This is a genomic window from Micromonospora sp. WMMD735, from assembly GCF_049178995.1.
Classification (GTDB): domain Bacteria; phylum Actinomycetota; class Actinomycetes; order Mycobacteriales; family Micromonosporaceae; genus Micromonospora; species Micromonospora wenchangensis.
In genome coordinates this window covers 6,756,923-6,776,906 of the sequence record NZ_JBMHMJ010000002.1, presented here as the reverse complement: position 1 = coordinate 6,776,906, position 19,984 = coordinate 6,756,923, and the positions used below count along the sequence as shown (strand labels likewise).

Here is a 19,984-nt window from a genome sequence, read left to right as displayed (position 1 = left end):
TGGTGGAGGTCGCCGAACGCGGGGGCGGCTGCCGCCGTGGCCCGGTGGGCGAGTAGAAATGCTGACGAGCCGCCAGCGACGACGGAGGTATTTCCGTGGCCATCACCCGACTGCCGAGTGCCGGATTCTCGATCACGATCCGGATCGCGGTCCCCGCGGACGCCTCCTCGATCGGCCGGCTGACCACGTCGGTCGGTGAGGCCGGTGCGATCGTCACCGCGCTGGACGTGGTCGACTCCGACCCGACCAACGTGATCGTGGACCTCACCTGCGACACCGCCGACGCCGGCCACGCCGACCAGGTCGTCGAGGCACTCACCGCGCTCGACGGGGTGGACGTGCGCAAGGTCTCCGACCGGACCTTCCTGCTGCACCTCGGCGGCAAGATCGAGGTGCACTCCAAGGTCGGGCTGCGGACCCGTGACGAGCTGTCCCGGGCGTACACCCCGGGGGTGGCCCGGGTCTGCCAGGCGATCGCCGACAACCCGGCCGACGCCCGCCGGCTCACCATCAAGCGCAACACGGTCGCCGTGGTCAGCGACGGCTCGGCCGTGCTCGGCCTGGGCAACCTCGGCCCGGCGGCGTCGCTGCCGGTGATGGAGGGCAAGGCGGCGCTGTTCAAGCGGTTCGGCGGGGTGGACGCCTGGCCGGTGGTCCTCGACACCCAGGACACCGACGAGATCGTGGCGATCGTCAAGGCGATCGCCCCCGCGTACGGCGGGATCAACCTGGAGGACATCGCCGCGCCGCGCTGCTTCGAGATCGAGGCCCGGCTGCGCGAGGCCCTCGACATCCCGGTCTTCCACGACGACCAGCACGGCACCGCGATCTGCGTACTGGCCGCGCTGACCAACGCGCTGCGCGTCGTGGGCAAGCAGCTCGCCGACGTCCGGGTGGTCGTCTCCGGGGCCGGCGCGGCCGGCACCGCGATCATGAAGCTGCTGCTGCGCCAGGGCGTCGGCGACATCATCGCGTACGACCGGCAGGGTGCCCTGCACCGCGACCTGCCCGACCTCAACCCGGCCTGGCAGTGGCTGGCCGAGAACACCAACCGGTACAACTACTCCGGCGACCTGGCCGGCGCGGTCCGGGACGCCGACGTCTTCATCGGGGTGAGCGCCCCCAACCTGCTCACCGGTGACGACATCGCCACCATGGCCAAGGACGCGATCGTCTTCGCGCTGGCCAACCCCGACCCGGAGGTCGACCCCCGGGAGGCCCGCAAGCACGCCGCGATCGTCGCCACCGGCCGCTCCGACCAGCCGAACCAGATCAACAACGTGCTCGCCTTCCCGGGGGTGTTCCGCGGCATGCTCGACGCGCACGCCGAGGAGTTCACCGAGGAGATGGCGATCGCGGCGGCCCGCGCCATCGCCGACGTCGTCGGCGAGGACAAGATCAACCCGACGGTGATCGTGCCGAGCGTCTTCGACTCCCGGGTCGCCCCGGCGGTCGCCGCCGCCGTCCGGGCCGCCGCCCAGAACCCGGCCGTCACCCCGCCGCCGGCCGCCGACCCGGGCCCCGCCGACCTCCCCGAGATCGCCGCCACCGCCAGCGCCACCCCCTGACCCCTCCTCCCCTTCCAAACCCCGCCTCCCGCCAGCCGCCCCAGCCCGGCTCACCCCGGCCCGGCTCACCCCGGCCCGGCTCGCCCCGGTGATCAAGAGCTTTGCGTCACCCCGGCCGGCACCCGGTGACGCAAACCTCTTGGTCACCGCGCACCCGCCCCATCCGGCCTCGGTGATCAAGAGGTTTGCGTCATCCCGCCCACCATCTCTGACGCAAACCTCTTGATCACCGCACACCACCCCGTCAGGGCCGGGTGACCAAGAGGTTTGCGTCATCCGCTCGCGGGATGTTGACGCAAACCTCTTGATCAACGAAGCGAGGCGAGGCAAAGCGGGGCGAGACGAGGCAAAGCGGAGTGGGGCGGGGCAAAGCGGGGCGGGGCAGAGCTGGGTGGGTGGGGTGGGGCAGAGCCGGGTGAGGCAGGGCAGAGCGGGGAGGGCAGCGGTCAGGGGAGGGTGAGGGTGCCGGTGGCGACGAGGACGGCGGGGCCGGCGAGCCAGCAGGAGTCGGCGGTGACCGTGACCGTGAGCCGGCCACCGGGGACGTCCACCGCCACGACCCCCGTGTCCAGGGTGGCGTCGCGCAGCGCCACGGCGGCGACCGCGCAGGCGCCGGTGCCGCAGGACAGGGTCTCGGCCGAGCCGCGCTCGTAGACCCGCATCAGGACGTGGCCGTCGGTGCCGTCGACCGGGTCGGCGGGGGCGGTGAACTCGACGTTCACCCCGTGCGGGAAGACCCGGGGATCGACGTCGGGCGCGCGGGTCAGGTCCAGGTCGGCCAGGTCGATGCCGGTCGGCAGGGCGCAGACCAGGTGCGGGTTGCCCACGTCCACCGCCGTGCCGGGCAGGGTCAGCCCGCCGAGGACGGCGCGGGAGGTGTCGTACAGCCGGGGGCGGCGCATCTCGACGGCGATGGTGTCGCCGTCGACCCGGGCCCGCACGAGGCCGGCGCGGGTCGCCACCGGCAGGGTTGCGCCGGTGGGGGTGGCCAGCCCGGTCTCCAGCAGGTAGCGGACGAAGACCCGGGACCCGTTGCCGCACATCTCGGCGAACGAGCCGTCGGAGTTCCAGTAGTCCATGAACCATTCGGCCTCACCGGCGAGGGCGACCCCGTCGGGGTGTTTCGCCGCGCGGACGACCCGCAGCACGCCGTCGCCGCCGAGGCCGCGCCGCCGGTCGCAGAGCGCGGCGACCAGGCCGGGGGTCAGGTCGAGGGTGCCGTCCGGATCGGGCAGGACGACGAAGTCGTTGCCGGTGCCGTGGCCCTTGGTGAACTCCACGCCCCCATCATCGCCGATGCCCGGCGACCACCCGCAGGGCAGTCTCGACAACCGTCGGCGCGGTCGGGTCCAGCCAGTGGATGCGCTGGTCACGGCGGAACCAGGAGCGTTGCCGTCGGACGAACCGGCGGGTGGCCCGGATCGTCTCCTCCCGTGCCTGCGCCTCGTCGGTCTCCCCGGCCAGGAACCGCAGCACCTGCTGGTAGCCGAGCGCCCGGCTGGCCGTCCGGCCGTCGGCCAGGCCCTGCCCGCACAGCGTGCGTACCTCGGCGACCAGCCCGTCGGCCCACATCCGGTCGACCCGCGCCGCGATCCGCTCGTCGAGCAGCGCGGTGTCCAGGTCGACGCCGAGTTGCACCGCCGGGTAGTACGGGGTCGGGTCGGGCAGTGAGGCGGTGAACGGCGCACCGGTCAGCTCGATCACCTCCAGCGCCCGGACGATGCGTCGGCCGTTGCCGGGCAGGATGCCCGCCGCCGCCACCGGGTCCGCCCCGGCCAGCCGGGCATACAGCGGGGCCGGGCCGAGCTGCGCCAGTTCCGCCTCCAGCCGTTCGCGTACCGCCGGGTCGGTGCCGGGGAACTCGAACTGTTCGAGCACCGCCCGCACGTACAGGCCGGAGCCGCCGACGAGCAGCGGCACCCGCCCCCGGGCCAGGATGTCGTCGACCGCCGCGCGGGCCAGCCGCTGGTATTCGGCGACGCTGGCCGGCTCGGTGACCGGCCAGATGTCCAGCAGGTGGTGCGGCACCCCGTCGCGCTCGGCGGAGGTGAGCTTGGCGGTGCCGATGTCCATGCCCCGGTAGAGCTGCATCGAGTCGGCGTTGACCACCTCACCGCCGAGGGCGTGCGCCAGGGCGATGCTCAGCGCCGACTTGCCCGCCGCGGTCGGGCCGACCACGGCGACGACGGTGCCGCTCACCGCGTCACACCGCCCGCCGCCGTCCCGGCGTCAGCCGCCGTTGTCCCGGCATCGCCCGCCGGTGTCCCGTCCGGGCCGGGCGGGTCCGTCCGTGTCCAGGAGGCCACCAGGTAGCCGACGCCGTAGGGGACGCCGTGGTGGCGCAGTTCGCCGTGCCAGTCGCCGCCGGCCGCGCGGACCGCCCCGGCCAGCACCTGCCAGGCCGGCCGACCGGCGACCCCCAGCTGCGCCGACAGCTCCGGGTCCAGGCCGAGCAGCGCGTCGGCGTCCGCGTCGGCCAGGGCACGGGCGACCCCCTCGTCGTACGCCCCGGCGCGCGGGTCGTCGTAGCCTGGCGCTTTCGGGCCGTGGCAGGCCGACCCGTCACCGAGCACCAGCAGGGCCCACGGCCCGTCCACCCGCAGCCCGGCACCGAGGGCGGCACACCGGTCGGCCGGCTCGTCCGACGCGACGCTCACCATCCGCCAGGCGGTCGGGGTCGGCGGGGCGGTCCGGTCGACCAGCCAGGCCCCGACCAGCAGACTCAACGGCAGCCCCTCGCCGTCGGCCGGCGGCGACACCGGCTCGACGCCGCCCGACGGTGGCACCGCTGACAGCGCCGCCGGGACACCGCCCACCGACGGTGGCACAGAATCACCGCCGCCCGACGGAGACACCGGGTCACCGCCGCCCGACGGAGGCACCGGGTCACCGCCGCCCGACGGAGGCACCGGGTCACCGCCGGCCGTTGCGAGACCGACCGTGAGGGGCAGGCCCCAGGGGGCGAAGCTGCCCCGGCGGGGCAGCGCCAGTTCGGTGGTGCGCTCGCCGGCACCGACCAGCACGACGGTGTCCGCCCCGGCCGCGTAGAGGGCGGCGACGGCGGCGGCGCAGGCGTCACGCAGCTCCGCCAGCTCGGGCGCGGCGGCCCCGGCCAGCTCGGGCACGATCAGCGGCGGGTGCGGGCAGACGGCGGCGGCGAGCAGTGGCACCAGGCAACGGTAGCGGCCGGGCCCCGCCCGCCCCGCCCACCCCGCCGCCCTGCCCCGGGCGCACCGGCTCTGCGCCAGCCGGAGCGGGCGGCGGGAACGGGTTCAGCCGGTCTGGCCGCCCCAGCCGCCCTGGACCATGGTCTGGAACCGCCACTGCCCGCCGGTGCGGACCAGCAGGTCGGCGTAGCGCACCCGCTGGCGTTGGCCGTCGAGGGTGAACTCGGCCTCGGTGAGCACCACGGCCAGGCTGCGGGTGAGGAAGTAGGGCGTGCGGCGGCTCTCCATCCGCAGGTCACCCCCGCCACCGAGGACGCCGCCCATCATCTCCAGGTAGGCCGCCCGGTCGAGCTGGCGGGCCGAACCCTCGCCGGCCGCGTCGTCGGTGACCGTGTTGAGCGGGAACATCGCCAGGTCGGCGGTGCCGGGCACGTCGCCCGCCTCGGCCAGGGCGTCGTACCGCCGGAACCACTCGTCCAGCTCGGCGAGATCGGCGGCGTCGGGCACGAACCCGGGGTCGGCGGGGGGCGTCATCCGGGTGTGGGACTGCGTCATCCTGCTCCTCCTCGCCCGCCCGCGGCACGGGCGGCAGCTTCGGTGTACGGCCTACCGTACACCGTACGGCGGTTTGCGACACTCGCCCCACGGAGCCTGTGTGTGGGTGCTAGGACACCGTATGGTCACGGTCAGAGACAGGCGCTCGACGCGGACGGGGGCGGACCTGTGACAATGCCGGGAGCAAGTTGGCTGCGCCGTGGCGGCGATCGCGGGGGGTTTCCCGACGACGCCGGGAGAACGAGGATGGGCACATGAGCGACTGGACTGCCTTCGGACGGGTGGACGCGGACGGCACCGTGTACGTGAAGACCAGCGAGGGCGAGCGGGTGGTCGGTTCCTGGCAGGCGGGCGCGCCCGAGGAGGGGCTTGCCCACTTCGCCCGCCGCTTCGCCGACCTGGTCACCGAGGTGGACCTCACCGAGGCCCGGCTCAACTCGGGCGCCGCCGACGCGGGAGGTTCGCTGAGCACCGTGCGGCGGATCCGCGCCTCGCTGGCCGAGGCCCACGTCGTGGGGGACATCGACGCCCTCGCCGCGCGCCTGGACAAGCTCGCCGTGCTCGCCGAGGAGAAGGCCGGCGAGGCCCGTGCCGCCCGGGAGGCCGCCCGGGGTGAGGCGCTCGCCCGCAAGACCGCCCTGGTCGAGGAGGCCGAGAAGCTGGCCGCCGAGTCGACCGGTTGGAAGACCGCCGGTGACCGGCTCAAGGAGATCCTCGACGAGTGGAAGACCATCCGCGGGGTCGACAAGAAGACCGACGGTGAGCTGTGGAAGCGGTTCGCCGCCGCCCGGGACGGCTTCACCAGGCGTCGGGGCGCCCACTTCGCCTCCCTCGACCAGCAGCGCAAGCAGGCGCACACGGTCAAGGAGGAGCTGGTCGCCGAGGCCGAGAAGCTCTCCGACTCCACCGACTGGGCGGCCACCGCCAACCAGCTCAAGGAGCTGATGAACCAGTGGAAGGCCGCCCCGCGCGCCTCGAAGGAGTCGGAGCAGAAGCTCTGGGAACGGTTCCGCGCCGCCCAGGACGCCTTCTTCAGCCGGCGCAGTGAGGTCTTCTCGGCCCGGGACAACGAGCAGCGGGCCAACCTGGAGCGCAAGCAGGCGCTGCTGGCCGAGGCCGAGGCGCTGGACGTCGACGGCGACCCGAAGGGCGCCCAGGCGAAGCTGCGCGAGATCCAGGCCCAGTGGCACGAGGCGGGTCGGGTTCCCCGGGAGGCCGCCGCCGGCCTGGAGCGGCGGCTGCGGGCGATCGACGACAAGGTCCGCGAGGTGATGGACTCGGCCTGGCGGCGGACCACCAAGGAGGACAACCCGCTGCTCGCCCAGATGCGGGCGCAGGTCGCCGAGGCCGAGGAGCGGCTCGCCCGCGCCCAGGCCGCCGGGGACGCCCGCCGGGTCAAGGAGGCCGAGCAGGCGCTCGCCTCCAAGCGGCAGTTCCTCCAGCTCGCCGAACAGGCCGGCTGACCCCGGCCGGCCGTCCGCGCCGGCTGGATGGACACGCCGGCTGGATGGGCACGCCGGCTGAACGGGCACACGCGTGAGCCCCCGGTCCCGGGTCAAGGGACCGGGGGCTCACGCGTGTCCGCCCTGGTCGCCGAGCGGACCACCTGGGCGGGGCCTGGGCGGGGACCATCCCGGGCACGCCCGCGACCAGCCGGAACGACCCCTCCGGCGGAGCCGCCGCGACCTGCGGTTGACGCATCGAGACCGGCTGATCAGAATGGGCGGCAGAGCCAGGTCGATCCCACCGGCGCGAGGGCACCGACGACGGACACCGTCGTCGGGAGTCGCCGGTGCACAGCAGCGAGTGGCCGTGTCCACGTAACCCGGCACGTCGCGCACTGTCCGCGTATCCCGAAACGAGCGGGACGGACGGCGGCGGCCGGCGTTTCCCCCGGTTTTCCGCCCCGCGTCGCCGTCGCGACGCCGGGCATCCGAAGTGGAGCCCGCATGTACCGACCCCGCACTCTCGGCGCCGCGCTCACCGCGCTCGCCACCGCTGCGGCCGGCGTGTTCGTCGCCGCCGCCGTCAGCACCACCCCGGCCGCCGCCGCCGTCGGCGGCACCGGCACCGGCTACCTGCACACCAACGGCAACAAGATCGTCGACAGCACCGGCGCGACGGTACGGCTGACCGGCATCAACTGGTTCGGCATGGAGACCGACAACCGCACGTTCCACGGCCTGTGGTCGAACAACCCGTGGCGCGGGCAGCTCGACAAGATGGCCAGCCTGGGCTACAACACGCTGCGCATCCCGTACTCGAACGACTCGGTGAAGCCGGGCGCGACCGCCACCGGGATCAACGACTTCGTCAACCCGGACCTGATCGGGCTCTCCCCGTTGCAGATCCTCGACAAGGTGATCGCCTACGCCGGCAGCAAGGGCATGCGGGTCATCCTGGACCGGCACCGGCCGACGTCGGCCGGTCAGTCGCCGCTCTGGTACACCTCCACGGTCTCCGAGGCGACCTGGCTCGCCGACTGGAAGATGCTGGCCCAGCGGTACGCCGGCAACACCACGGTGATCGGCGCGGACCTGCACAACGAGCCGCACGCCGAGGGCACCAACCCGGCCGCGACCGGCGCCTGCTGGGGCTGCGGCGACACCACCCGGGACTGGCGGCTGGCCGCCGAGCGGGCCGGCAACGCCATCCTCGGGGTGCAGCCGAACTGGCTGATCTTCGTGGAGGGGGTGAGCTGCCCCAGCGGCGGCCTGTCGAACGTCTGGGACAACGACACCAGCAACGACGAGGACTGCGGCTGGTGGGGTGGCAACCTGTCCAAGGCCGGGCAGTTCCCGGTCCGGCTGAACGTGGCGAACCGGCTGGTCTACTCGCCGCACGAGTACGCCACCAGCGTCTACGAGCAGGAGTGGTTCAAGGCGGCCGACTTCCCGGCGAACCTGCCGGCGGTCTGGGACCGCTACTGGGGTTACCTCTACAAGCAGAACATCGCCCCGATCATGATGGGCGAGTTCGGCAGCACCCTGGCCGACCCCCGGGACAAGGTGTGGCTGGAGAAGCTGATGGCCTACACCGGCACCGGCGTCAACGGGATGTCCTTCACCTACTGGTCGTGGAACCCCAACTCGGGTGACACGGGTGGCATCGCGCTCGACGACTGGACCAACATCAACACCGCCAAGCAGGCGATCCTCCAGCCGTACCTGATCCCGCCGGTGGCCGGTGGGGCCGACCCGACGGGCACCCCGACGCCGAAGCCGCCGACCACCACCCCGGTGCCGCCGACCACCACCCCGCCGCCGCCGACCACGACGCCCCCGCCGCCCACCACCACGCCCCCGCCGGCGGGTGGCTGCACCGCCACCTACAAGCAGGTCAACGCCTGGCAGGGTGGTTTCCAGGGCGAGCTGACCGTCAAGAACACCAGTTCGGCGGCGGTCAACCCGTGGTCGGTGACCTGGACCTGGCCGGCCGGGGTCACCCTGGTCAACGGCTGGAACGCCACGGTCACCCAGTCCGGCACGACGGTGACCGCCGCCGGGCCGAGCTACGCGCCGTCGCTGGCGGCGGGCGCGTCGATCACCGTGGGCTTCACCGCCAACGGTACGGCCGCCGCCCCGGCCTCGGTGAAGCTCAAGGGCACCGCCTGCTGAGCTGAGCCTGTCCACACCCGGCGGGCCGCCGGTCGACTCGTGCGTCGACCGGCGGCCCACCGGCTGGTTCGGCACCGTCGGGGCGGTGACCGGCACGCCGATTTACATCTGTCACTGTCTATGCTTTGCTCGGGAAAGCGCTTGTCCGGGCCGCGGGCGCACCACACGGGAGCCACCTCGTACCGACCTGACCCCCCGGCAGGGGCCGATCGGCGCACGCGGCGAGTCACCGGTGCCCACGGGCGCGGCAACCACCGGCGGCTCCCCCGTCGACGGTCGCCTGTCCCACCCGAAAGGGACGCAGCATGCGCACACCTCGGCGTCGTACGACGCTGATCGCCGCCACCACCGTCGCCCTGCTCGCCACCGGCACGCTCACCGCCGTCGCCGCCCACGCCGCCCCCGGCTGCGCGGTCAGCTACACCGTCGGCGGGCAGTGGCAGGGCGGATTCACCGGCAACATCACCATCAGCAACCTCGGCGACCCGCTGTCGGGCTGGAGCCTGCGCTGGTCGTACTCGGCCGGCCAGACGGTCAGTGACGCCTGGAACGCCACCGTGGCCCAGAGCGGCAGCACGGTGACCGCCACCAACGTGGGCTACAACGGAAACGTGCCGACCGGCGGCAGCGTCTCGTTCGGCTTCAACGGCACCTGGAACAACTCCAGCAACCCGACGCCGACCAGCTTCACCGTCAACGGGGTGACCTGCACCGGAAGCACCGCCCCCACCGGTGCGCCGACCACCCCGCCGTCGGCGACACCCCCGCCGGTCACGCCCCCGCCGATGACGCCCCCGGCGACCACCCCGCCGCCCAGCGTGCCGCAGACCGGCCTGGTCGGCTGGGCCACCCAGAACGGCGGCACCACCGGCGGCGGCAGCGCGGGCGCGACGACCGTCTCCACCGCCTCGGCGCTGACCAGCGCGTTGAACGCCACCGGTGCGGCGGTGATCCGGGTCTCCGGCACCATCAACTGCTCGGGCATGCTGCGGGTCCGCTCCAACAAGACGATCCTCGGCAACGGCGGGGCGACGATCGTCGGCTGCGGCTTCACCGTCAACGGCGACCGCAACGTCATCATCCGGAACCTGACGTTCCGCAACTGGAGCGACGACGCGATCAACGTGGAGAGTTCCGCCACCAACATCTGGATCGACCACAACACGTTCAGCAACGGCTACGACGGCACCGTCGACATCAAGCGCGGCTCGGACTTCGTGACCGTCTCCTGGAACCGGGTCTACAGCCACGACAAGACGATGCTGCTCGGGCACAGCGACGACAACGGCGGCCAGGACATCGGACACCTGCGGGTGACCTACCACCACAACTGGTACGACGGCAGCAAGCAGCGCAACCCCCGGGTCCGCTTCGGCAACCCGGTGCACGTCTACAACAACTACTACTACAACAACGCCGGCTACGGCGTGGCGTCCACGATGAGCGCCGGGGTGCTCGTCGAGGGCAACTACTTCGAGAACGTCAAGGACACCTACCACCTCGGCGAGGCCGACTCCGGGCCGGGCAGCCTGGTGGCCCGCAACAACCACTTCGTCAACTCGCCCGCCGGGCAGACCGGCGGCAGCGTCGCCGGCATCCCGTACGCGTACACCCTGGACAGCGCGAGCAGCGTGAAGTCCATCGTGACCGCGGGTGCCGGCGCGGGCCGGATCTCGGTCTGACCGGGCACCGGTCGGGGTCCGCCGGTGGCGGGCCCCGACCGGGGCGTCAGTGCGCGGCGCAGCCGGTCGTCGGCGCGGGCGGCACGGCCGGCGCGCCGACCGTGGGCAGTCCGAGCAACACCCCGGGGGTACGCGGGGCGCGGCCCGCCTCGGCGGCGTCCCCGGCCCGGGTGCGCCGGTGTGCCAGCGGCACGCCGTCGGCGTTGAGGTGGTGCGGGGCGGCGTAGGTGACCGTGGTGTGCACGATGTCGCCCGGCCGGACGGTGCCGGCCGCGCCCGGCTCACCGGGCGCGCCCATGGCGAAGTGCACCAGGCGGCCGTCGCGGGCCCGGCCGGAGAGCCGGCCGGTGCGGTCGTCCTTGCGCCCCTCGCCGACGGCGACCAGCACCTCGACGGTCTCGCCGACCAGACGCCTGTTCTCCGCCCAGGTGATCTCCTCGACGCAGGCGATCAGCCGCTCGTAGCGTTCCTGCACGACCTGCTTGGGCAGTTGGCCGTCCATGGTCGCGGCGGGGGTGCCGGGGCGCTTGGAGTACTGGAAGGTGAACGCCGACGAGAAGCGGGCCGCGCGGACCACGTCGAGGGTCCGCTCGAAGTCCGCCTCGGTCTCGCCGGGGAAGCCGACGATGATGTCGGTGGTGATCGCCGCGTCGGGCATCGCCGCGCGGACCTTCTCGATGATGCCGAGGTAGCGCTCCGACCGGTACGAGCGGCGCATCGCCTTCAGCACGTCGTCCGAGCCGGACTGCAACGGCATGTGCAGCGAGTGGCAGACGTTGGGGGTCTCGGCCATCGCGGCGATCACGTCGTCGGTGAAGTCCTTCGGGTGCGGGCTGGTGAACCGGACCCGTTCCAACCCGTCGATCTCACCTGTCGCGCGCAGCAGCTTGCCGAAGGCGTACCGGTCGCCGAACTCGACGCCGTAGGAGTTGACGTTCTGCCCGAGCAGGGTCACCTCCAGCACGCCCTCGGCGACCAGCGCGCGCACCTCGGCGAGGACGTCACCGGGGCGGCGGTCCTTCTCCCTGCCGCGCAGCGAGGGCACGATGCAGAACGTGCAGGTGTTGTTGCAGCCCACCGAGATCGACACCCAGCCGGCGTACGTCGACTCGCGCCGGGTCGGCAGGGTGGACGGGAAGACGTCGAGGGATTCGAGGATCTCCACCTCGGCGGCGGTGTTGTGCCGGGCCCGTTCCAGCAGCACCGGCAGCGAGCCGATGTTGTGGGTGCCGAAGACCACGTCCACCCAGGGGGCCTTGCGGACGATGTCGCCGCGGTCCTTCTGGGCCAGGCAGCCGCCGACGGCGATCTGCATCCCGGGGTGCCGGTCCTTCACGGGGCGCAGGTGACCGAGGTTGCCGTAGAGCCGGTTGTCGGCGTTCTCCCGGACGGCGCAGGTGTTGAACACCACCACGTCCGGGTTGTCGTCGGCCTCGGCGAGCCGCACGTAACCGGCCTGTTCCAGCAGGCCGGAGATGCGCTCGGAGTCGTGCACGTTCATCTGGCAGCCGTACGTGCGCACCTGGTAGGTGCGCGGGCTGCCCGCGGCTGCGGTAGTCATGACGTGCACAGCGTATCCGGGCCGACCGACCCGGGCCGACCGGGAAGACCCCGACGAGGAGGAACCATGTGCCGGAGCATCAAGACCCTGCGCGAGCCGTACGTCCCGACGGTCACCCCCGCCGACATCGAGGCGGCGGCGTTGCAGTACGTGCGGAAGGTGTCAGGTTTCCGGGACCCGGCGGCGCACAACGCGGCGGCGTTCGAGGCGGCGGTGCAGGCGGTGACCGCCGCCACCGCGACCCTGCTGGACCAGTTGCAGGTCCGCAGCACCCGCCCGACCGCCCCCTGACCCCGGCGCACCGGCCCGGATCGGGGCGGGGCCGGGTCGGACCGCGGCGGGGCCGGGTCGGGCGGGGCGGTCAGGCGGCGGCGAGGGCCGGGTTGACCGAGTCCGGCGCCCAGCGCGACCGGCCGCACCGCGACCAGCCCCGGCAGCCCGGGTGCGCCAGGGTGCAGAGCCGGCGGGCGGAGAGCACCTCGCCGTCGTCGGTCTCGGTGATCGCGAAGTGCACCGGGCGGATCGTGCCGTCCGGGGCGACCAGCAGGTGCCGGCCGGCGTCGAGGGTGTCGTCGGCCAGCAGGCAGTCCCGGTCGAGCAGCCGGGCCAGCGCGGCGATCGCGCTCAACTCGTGCAACGACTCGGGTACGCCGTAGCAGTCGACGATCGTCCCGAACTCCCCCGGGGCCTCCCAGACGTCGCAGATCACCGCGTACGTGGGCAGCCGGGCCGGGTCCGCCACGGCCAGGGGCATCACCACCCGGCCGAGGGCCTCGGCCAGCGCCGGGTACGCCTCCTCGGGTGCGATCCCGTCGATTCTCCAGTTCCACAGCTCGGTCATGCCGCCTCCTCGCTGCGTTCGTCCCACCGGCCTCCGGATCGGGCCTTAATGACGATGGTGGGGGGCATATGACCTCAGCCGGGGACAAGTTACCGGTCTGTGACCATTCCGGGCAAAATTTCCTGACGCTCCGCTGCGCCGAGTAGCGGGAAAATGACAGTTTATCGGGTACGGTGCCCTGCCGCCGTCGTCGTCCGCGCCGCCGGTCCGGGCCACCCGGCCCGCACCGGGGCGGATGGCACCGCGCGGCCGGCGCATCAGCGGACGACGACCATCGACTCCCCCCGGGGCAGCAGCTCGCCGATCACCGTGCCACCGGGCACCTCGCCGGCCAGCAGCAGCCCGCCGGAGGTCTGCGCGTCGGCCAGCAGCAGCCGGTCGGCCTCACCCGCCGACCCGAACCCGGTCCACGGGCTGACCCAGTCCAGGTTGCGTCGGGTGCCGCCGCTGACGTGCCCGTCGCGCGCCGCCTGGCGGGCACCGGGCAGGTAGGGCACCCGGGCGGCGTCGATCGCCACCGTCAGGCCACTGGCGCGGGCCAGCTTCGAGGCGTGCCCGAGCAGCCCGAACCCGGTCACGTCGGTGCCGCAGCGGATGCCGGCCGCGACGGCGGCGCGCGCCGCGTCCCGGTTGAGCGTGGTCATCGACGCCACCGCCTCGGCGGAGACCTCACCGGTGGCCTTGTGCCTGGTGTTCAGCACCCCGACGCCGAGCGGCTTGGTCAGCGACAGCGGCAGCCCGGCCCGCCCGGCGTCCAGGGTGATCAGCTCGTCGGGGCGGACCAGCCCGGTCACCGCCAGCCCGTACTTGGGGCCGTCGTCGTCGACGCTGTGCCCGCCGGCCAGGTGGCAGCCGGCCTCCCGGGCCACGTCCTGCCCGCCGCGCAGCACCTCCCGGGCCAGCTCCAGCGGGAGGGTGTCCCGGGGCCAGCAGAGCAGGTTGATGGCGACCAGCGGGGTGCCGCCCATGGCGTACACGTCGGACAGGGCGTTCGCGGCGGCGATGCGCCCCCAGTCGTAGGCGTCGTCGACGACCGGGGTGAAGAAGTCGGCGGTGGTGACCAGGCCGGTCCGCGCGTCCAGCCGGACCACCGCGGCGTCGTCGCCGTGGTCCAGGCCGACCAGCAGTTCGGCGGTGCCGGTGGCCGGTCCGAGGCCGGCGACCATCGCCTCCAGCTCGCCCGGCGGGATCTTGCAGGCGCAGCCGCCACCACGCGCGTACTCGGTCAGGCGGACCCGGTCGGTCATCCCCCCATGATCTCCGTCACTCCGCCGTACCGCCACCTGACGGCCCGTCGGGGTGACGGAATTCGGACGTCGGCGTACACCCGACACCGGTGTTACCTCTCCGTGACCCGTTGGGTTGCGATCCGCCACGTCGCCCCGCCTACAGTGGCCCAACCGGGGGTCGACCGACCCCGCTTTCCGGTACGACGACAGGGACGGTGGACGACGTGGCGACCGGCGAACCGCTGATCGTGCTGGACAAGGTCAACAAGTGGTTCGGCCCCCTGCACGTGCTCGACGACGTGTCACTCTCGGTGGGCAAGGGCGAGGTCGTGGTGGTGATCGGGCCGTCCGGCTCGGGCAAGTCGACGCTCTGCCGGACGATCAACCGGCTGGAGCCGATCAACGACGGGACGATCACCTTCGACGGCCGGCCGCTGCCGGCCGAGGGGCGGGCGCTGGCGAAGCTGCGCAGCGAGGTCGGCATGGTCTTCCAGTCGTTCAACCTCTTCGCCCACAAGACCATCCTGGAGAACGTCACCCTCGGGCCGGTCAAGGTCCGCAAGGAGAAGCCGGCCGCCGCCCGCGAGCGCGGCCTGGCCCTGCTCGACCGGGTCGGCATCGCCAACCAGGCCGACAAGTACCCGGCCCAGCTCTCCGGCGGTCAGCAGCAGCGGGCGGCGATCGCCCGCGCGCTGGCCATGCAGCCCAAGGCGATGCTCTTCGACGAGCCGACCAGCGCGCTCGACCCGGAGATGGTCGGCGAGGTGCTCGACGTGATGACCTCGTTGGCGAGCGAGGGCATGACCATGGTGGTGGTGACCCACGAGATGGGCTTCGCCCGGCACGCCGCCAACCGGGTGATCTTCATGGCCGACGGGCAGCTCGTCGAGGACGCCCCGCCGACGGAGTTCTTCGCCAACCCGCGCAGCGAGCGGGCCCGGGACTTCCTCTCCAAGATCCTCACGCACTAGGCGTCCGTAGTGGAGCGCGCCGGTCACCGGTGCATTCCGACGAAGAAGGAGTTCAGTATGCGTATGAAGCGCGTGGCGGCAGTCGCCGCGGCGGCCACCCTGGCGCTCGGTCTGGCCGCCTGCGGTGGCGACGACGCCGACGAGGGCACCGGCGCCGGCAGCAAGTCCTTCGCCGCCGGCAGCACCATGGAGAAGCTCAACAAGGCGCAGAAGATCAAGATCGGCACCAAGTTCGACCAGCCCGGCTTCGGCCAGAAGGGCCTGTCGGGCAAGCCGGAGGGCTTCGACGTCGAGGTCGCCAAGCTCATCGTCAAGGAGCTGGGCATCCCTGAGGACAAGATCGAGTACGTCGAGACGCCGTCGAAGGTCCGTGAGGACGCCATCGTCAACGGCACCGTCGACCTGGTCGCGGCGACGTACACGATCAACGACAAGCGCAAGGAGCGGATCGCCTTCGCGGGGCCGTACTACGAGGCCGGCCAGAACATCCTGGTCAAGAAGGACGACACCACCATCACCGGGCCGGACTCCTTCAAGGACGGCACCAAGAAGGTCTGCTCGGTGACCGGGTCCACCCCGGCCGAGGAGATCAAGAAGTACATCAAGGACGTCGGCACCCAGCTGGTGCTCTTCGACACCTACCCCAAGTGCCGCGACGCCCTCAAGGGTGGTCAGGTCGACGCCGTCACCACCGACAACGTGATCCTGCTCGGCTACATCGCCGAGGACGAGGCGTCGTTCAAGCTGGCCGGGGACAACTTCACCAAGGAGCCGTACGGCATCGGGGTGAAGAAGGAGGACAACGACTTCCGCACCTTCATCAACGACACGTTGGAGAAGGCGTTCAACGACGGCAGCTGGAAGAAGGCCTGGGACGACACCGCCGGCAAGTTCGGCGCGGAGCTGGGCAGCGCGCCCACCATCAACCGCTACTGATCTGACCTCGATCTGGAGGGTGGGGAGGAACACCGACCCGTGAGTGTGCTCATCGACAAGTTCGACGTCTTCGCGGGTGGTTTCTGGCTCACCCTCCAGATCTGCGTCCTCGCCGCGATCGGTGCCCTGATCCTGGGCGCCGTCGTGGCGGTGCTGCGCATCTCGCCGGTGCCGCCGCTGCGCGCCGTCGGCACCGCGTACGTGAACGTCTTCCGGAACATGCCGCTGACCGTGGTGATGTTCTTCGCCGCCTTCGGCCTGCCGGCGCTCGGCTCCAACGCCGACTTCCTGCGCGTCCCCGTGCTGGACTCGCTCTTCACCCGGCTCGGCACCGACCTGCCGTACTTCCGTTTCGCGCTGCTCGCCCTGGTGCTCTACACCGCCGCGTTCGTCTGCGAGGCGCTGCGCTCCGGGGTCAACGCGGTGCCGCCGGGCCAGGCCGAGGCCGCCCGCTCGCTCGGCCTGACCTTCGGCCAGAACCTGCGGCACGTGGTGCTGCCGCAGTCCTGGAAGGCGTCGGTGGTGCCGCTCGGCTCGGTGATCATCGCGATGATCAAAAACTCGGCTCTGATCGGCTTCTTCGGCGTGGTCGGCGACCTGTCCCAGAGCGCCGACCAGCTCACCTCCGCCGAGGGCTACGCCTTCATCCCGGTCGCCATCGGCATCTCGATCGGCTACCTGATCATGACCGTGCCGCTCGGCGCACTGCTCGACCGGCTGGAGAAGCGACAGGCGGTCGCCCGATGAGTCAGCAGACCAGCGTCCTGTACGACGTCCCCGGCCCGCGCCAACGCCGGGTCACCCTGATCAGCAGCATCGTCGCCACCGTGCTGCTGGCCGTCGGCGCGTACTTTCTGATCTACCGCCCGCTGGACGACAAGGGCCAGTTCTCGATGGAGCTGTGGGGGCCGCTGGTCGACCCTTCCCACGAGAACTTCTCCCAGGTCTGGGACCGGATCGGCTTCGGCCTCAAGAACACCCTCACCGCCGCCGCGCTGGCCATCGTCGCCTCGCTGGTGGTCGGCACCCTGCTCGCGATCCTCCGCATCCAGCTCAAGAGCCTCACCCAGCGACGCTTCACCGGAATGGCCACCCCGGTGGCCTACCTGCTGCGCGGGCTCAGCGTCACCCTCTCGGCGGTCACCCGGGTCTGCGTCGAGGTGTTCCGGGGCCTGCCGGTGGTGCTCACCATCTTCTTCGTGGCCCGGGGCTTCCCCGAGTTCGGCATCTCCTTCGACACGCTGTGGTACCTGGTCATCGGCCTGACCGTCTACAACTCCGTGGTCATCGCCGAGATCCTCCGCTCCGGCATGGAGGGGCTGCCTGGCGGGCAGGCCGAGGCCGCCGCCGCGATCGGCCTCTCCCCCGCGCAGACCACCCGGATGATCCTGCTCCCGCAGGCGTTCCGGATCATGCTGCCCGCGCTGATCAGCCAGCTCGTCGTAGTGCTCAAGGACACCTCGCTGGGCTTCATCATCAGCTACGAGGAGACCCTCAACATCGGCAAGCAGATCATCGGCGTGCTGGACAACCCGATCCAGGTCTACGTGGTGATCGCCGCGCTGTTCATCCTGGCCAACTACTCGCTGTCGAAGCTGGCCCAGTTCGTCCAGCGGCGGCTGTCCCGGGGGCGCAAGTCGGCAGGCACGCCGGCCCCGCAGGCCCCGCCCACCGTGCTCGCCTCCCAGGCCGAGGGCACGGGCGGCAACTGACCCATCCCAGGCGACGAGGGCCGGCCCGGAGTTCCGGGCCGGCCCTCGCGGTCGTACGGGGTCAGCGGGCGATCTCGGTGACCCGGGACTCGCGGACCACGGTCACCCGGATCTGACCCGGGTAGGTCAGCTCCTCCTCGATCTGCTTGGCCACGTCCCGGGCGAGGACCGCCGCGCCGATGTCGTCGACGTCGTCCGGCTTGACCATCACCCGGATCTCCCGGCCCGCCTGCATCGCGAAGACCTTCTCCACGCCGAGCTTGCCGGCCGCGATCTCCTCGATCCGTTCCAGCCGCTTGACGTACGCCTCCAGGCTCTCCCGCCGGGCCCCCGGCCGCCCGCCCGAGCACGCGTCGGAGGCCTGGGTGAGGACCGCCTCGATGGTCTGCGGCGGCACCTCGTTGTGGTGCGCCTCGATGGCGTGCACCACATCCTCGCTCTCGCCGTACTTGCGGGCCAGGTCGGCACCGATGATGGCGTGACTGCCCTCCACCTCGTGGGTGAGCGCCTTGCCGATGTCGTGCAGGAACGCCGACCGTTTGATCGTCGGCACGTCCAACCGCAGCTCGGCGGCCATGATCCCGGCGATGTGCGCGGTCTCCACCAGGTGCTTGAGCACGTTCTGCCCGTACGACGTGCGGTAGCGCAGCCGGCCGAGCAGGGTGACCAGCTCGGGGTGGATCTCGGTGATGCCCACCTCGACCAGGGCGTCCTCGGCGGCCCGGTGGCACAGCTCCTCCACCTCTTGGCGGGCCAGGTCGTGCACCTCCTCGATCCGGTGCGGGTGGATGCGCCCGTCGAGGACCAGCTTCTCCAGGGTGAGCCGGCCGACCTCGCGGCGCACCGGGTCGAAGCAGGACAGCAGCACCGCCTCCGGGGTGTCGTCGATGATCAGGTTGACCCCGGTCACCGACTCGAAGGCGCGGATGTTGCGACCCTCCCGGCCGATGATCCGCCCCTTCATCTCGTCCCCCGGCAGGTGCAGCACACTGACCACGCTCTCCGCGGTCTGCTCGCTGGCCACCCGCTGGATGGCGTCCACCACGATGTGCCGGGCGCGCTGCTCGGCGGTGTTGCGGGCGTCGGACTCGATGTCCCGCACCAGCAGCGCCGCCTCCCGCTTCGCCTGCGTCTCGATCGCCTCGATCAGCTCGGTGCGGGCCGAGTCGGCGGTGAGCCCGGCGACGCGTTCCAGTTCCCGCCGGCGCTGCTCCTCGGCCACCGTCAGGGCGGCCTCCCGGGCGGTGACCGCCGCCTCCCGCTCGGCCAGCGCGGCACTGGCGGCGGTGAGCTGCCGCTCCCGTTCGGCCAGCCGCTCCACCTCCTCGGTGTGCAGCCGCTCCCGCTCGTCCATCCGGGCGGCCCGGCGTTCCACCTCGGCCGCCTGCTCCCGCGTCGTCGCGGCGAGCACCGCCACCTCACGCTCACCGCTGCGCCGGGCGCTGGCCCGCAACTGCTCGGCGTCCGCCTCGGCCTGCTTGTGCGCCCGCTCCAGGACGGTGTCCGCCTCGGCGCGGGCGTCGTCGAGGACCCGGCGGGCCTCGGCACGGGCCGACTTCGCCTCCGCCTTGGCCCCGGCCGCCTCGGCCCGCGCCGCCGAGGCGGCGGACTTCGCCACGTCGATGGTGCTGTTCACCTCGTCGGCGGCGCTGCGCAGCGCGGCCAGCGACTGTTCCTGCCGGTCCTTCTCCGCGATGAAGGCGGGATCGTCCGGGGCGGGGGCGGTGCCGATCCGGCGCAGCGCCCGTACGCCGACCAGGACGACGCCGACCACGACGAGGGCGAGGAGCCCGACGACGATCAGGAGCACCACGTCGAAGGTGCTCATGCCGGCGTCCCGTCACCCGGGCCGGTGGGCCGCAACACCGTGCCGGCGCGACCGTGCGCGCCACCACCTCCTGGGGACCCCCGGTCCCTGTGCCGACCAGCCATGGTCGCGCCTCCCCAAACGTCTACGCCGCAGGGGAACCGTGCCGACGGGCACGCCACCTCTGCGGCTCCGGACGCCCGACCGAGCGGCTGGCCGTGGGGATAGCTCTCCGTCGGCGATGCCCATGCGGCATCGCCGACAGCCGGGTGCAGTTGTCGGGTCGGCTCCGGACCGGCTGTCCGGAGGGACCGTCAAGGCCGGTGGAGCTGGCCAAA

Annotated in this window: 17 protein-coding genes; 9 read left to right on the top strand and 8 right to left on the bottom strand. The window is 72.3% G+C overall.

Annotation, left to right across the window (positions count from 1 at the left end):
• Positions 1 to 95 precede the first annotated feature (95 nt).
• Positions 96 to 1,568 carry an NAD-dependent malic enzyme gene (locus ACN268_RS29730; protein ID WP_421486333.1) on the top strand — a complete coding sequence of 491 codons (1,473 nt, stop codon included), beginning with the start codon at positions 96 to 98 and terminating at the stop codon, positions 1,566 to 1,568.
• A 446-nt stretch (positions 1,569 to 2,014) separates the two neighbouring features.
• Here ACN268_RS29730 and dapF read toward each other — a convergent pair whose 3' ends face one another.
• The 4 genes from dapF to ACN268_RS29710 form a co-directional block, all read right to left on the bottom strand.
• Positions 2,015 to 2,848: a diaminopimelate epimerase gene (gene dapF / locus ACN268_RS29725; protein ID WP_421486332.1), complete on the bottom strand. Its 834-nt coding sequence runs from the start codon at positions 2,846 to 2,848 to the stop codon at positions 2,015 to 2,017.
• 7 nt (positions 2,849 to 2,855) lie between these two features.
• Positions 2,856 to 3,767 carry a tRNA (adenosine(37)-N6)-dimethylallyltransferase MiaA gene (gene miaA, locus ACN268_RS29720; RefSeq protein ID WP_421486331.1) on the bottom strand — a complete coding sequence of 304 codons (912 nt, stop codon included), beginning with the start codon at positions 3,765 to 3,767 and terminating at the stop codon, positions 2,856 to 2,858.
• The gene (locus ACN268_RS29715; RefSeq protein ID WP_421487029.1) at positions 3,764 to 4,741 is read right to left on the bottom strand and encodes a hypothetical protein; all 978 of its coding nucleotides are present in this window, start codon (positions 4,739 to 4,741) and stop codon (positions 3,764 to 3,766) included. The genes miaA and ACN268_RS29715 overlap by 4 nt, the downstream gene beginning before the upstream one ends.
• Positions 4,742 to 4,840: 99 nt before the next feature.
• On the bottom strand, positions 4,841 to 5,290 hold the full coding sequence (locus ACN268_RS29710) for a hypothetical protein (RefSeq protein WP_421486329.1): 450 nt from the start codon (positions 5,288 to 5,290) through the stop codon (positions 4,841 to 4,843).
• Between the two features lie 254 nt (positions 5,291 to 5,544).
• Between ACN268_RS29710 and ACN268_RS29705 the strand changes: the two genes are divergently transcribed.
• The 3 genes from ACN268_RS29705 to ACN268_RS29695 all read left to right on the top strand — a co-directional run bounded on the left by ACN268_RS29705 (position 5,545) and on the right by ACN268_RS29695 (position 10,589).
• Positions 5,545 to 6,753, top strand: coding sequence for a DUF349 domain-containing protein (locus ACN268_RS29705; RefSeq protein ID WP_421486328.1), 1,209 nt, complete (start codon positions 5,545 to 5,547; stop codon positions 6,751 to 6,753).
• Between the two features lie 486 nt (positions 6,754 to 7,239).
• Positions 7,240 to 8,907, top strand: a complete 1,668-nt coding sequence (locus tag ACN268_RS29700; protein WP_421486327.1) for a cellulase family glycosylhydrolase — start codon at positions 7,240 to 7,242, stop codon at positions 8,905 to 8,907.
• 305 nt (positions 8,908 to 9,212) lie between these two features.
• Positions 9,213 to 10,589 (top strand): cellulose binding domain-containing protein, encoded by a 1,377-nt coding sequence (locus tag ACN268_RS29695; protein ID WP_421486325.1) that lies wholly within the window; start codon positions 9,213 to 9,215, stop codon positions 10,587 to 10,589.
• A gap of 46 nt (positions 10,590 to 10,635) precedes the next feature.
• On the opposite strand, the gene miaB is transcribed toward ACN268_RS29695, so the two are convergent.
• The gene (miaB, locus tag ACN268_RS29690; protein ID WP_421486323.1) at positions 10,636 to 12,150 is read right to left on the bottom strand and encodes a tRNA (N6-isopentenyl adenosine(37)-C2)-methylthiotransferase MiaB; all 1,515 of its coding nucleotides are present in this window, start codon (positions 12,148 to 12,150) and stop codon (positions 10,636 to 10,638) included.
• Between the two features lie 66 nt (positions 12,151 to 12,216).
• Here miaB and ACN268_RS29685 point away from each other — a divergent pair, with 66 nt between their 5' ends.
• Positions 12,217 to 12,441: a DUF2277 family protein gene (locus ACN268_RS29685; protein ID WP_421486321.1), complete on the top strand. Its 225-nt coding sequence runs from the start codon at positions 12,217 to 12,219 to the stop codon at positions 12,439 to 12,441.
• 70 nt (positions 12,442 to 12,511) lie between these two features.
• Here the strand turns inward: ACN268_RS29685 and ACN268_RS29680 are convergent, their stop codons facing one another.
• Both ACN268_RS29680 and selD read right to left on the bottom strand, forming a co-directional pair.
• Entirely contained in the window at positions 12,512 to 12,991 is a 480-nt protein-coding gene (locus ACN268_RS29680) for a hypothetical protein (RefSeq protein ID WP_421486319.1), read from the bottom strand.
• A 257-nt stretch (positions 12,992 to 13,248) separates the two neighbouring features.
• The gene (selD, locus tag ACN268_RS29675; RefSeq protein WP_421486317.1) at positions 13,249 to 14,238 is read right to left on the bottom strand and encodes a selenide, water dikinase SelD; all 990 of its coding nucleotides are present in this window, start codon (positions 14,236 to 14,238) and stop codon (positions 13,249 to 13,251) included.
• Positions 14,239 to 14,435: 197 nt separating this feature from the next.
• Between selD and ACN268_RS29670 the strand changes: the two genes are divergently transcribed.
• From ACN268_RS29670 to ACN268_RS29655, 4 genes are read left to right on the top strand one after another with little or no spacing between them, the layout of a single operon-like run.
• Complete coding sequence (locus ACN268_RS29670) at positions 14,436 to 15,191, top strand: amino acid ABC transporter ATP-binding protein (RefSeq protein WP_357758863.1); 756 nt, start codon at positions 14,436 to 14,438, stop codon at positions 15,189 to 15,191.
• A gap of 57 nt (positions 15,192 to 15,248) precedes the next feature.
• Positions 15,249 to 16,127: a glutamate ABC transporter substrate-binding protein gene (locus ACN268_RS29665; RefSeq protein ID WP_281899617.1), complete on the top strand. Its 879-nt coding sequence runs from the start codon at positions 15,249 to 15,251 to the stop codon at positions 16,125 to 16,127.
• Between the two features lie 39 nt (positions 16,128 to 16,166).
• Positions 16,167 to 16,874 carry an amino acid ABC transporter permease gene (locus tag ACN268_RS29660; protein WP_421486316.1) on the top strand — a complete coding sequence of 236 codons (708 nt, stop codon included), beginning with the start codon at positions 16,167 to 16,169 and terminating at the stop codon, positions 16,872 to 16,874.
• A complete protein-coding gene (locus tag ACN268_RS29655) occupies positions 16,871 to 17,839 on the top strand; it encodes an amino acid ABC transporter permease (protein ID WP_421486314.1) in 969 nt (322 codons plus the stop codon). Before ACN268_RS29660 ends, ACN268_RS29655 begins: the two co-directional genes overlap by 4 nt.
• A gap of 61 nt (positions 17,840 to 17,900) precedes the next feature.
• On the opposite strand, the gene rny is transcribed toward ACN268_RS29655, so the two are convergent.
• Positions 17,901 to 19,667, bottom strand: coding sequence for a ribonuclease Y (gene rny, locus ACN268_RS29650; RefSeq protein WP_204923940.1), 1,767 nt, complete (start codon positions 19,665 to 19,667; stop codon positions 17,901 to 17,903).
• Between the last annotated feature and the right edge of the window lie 317 nt (positions 19,668 to 19,984).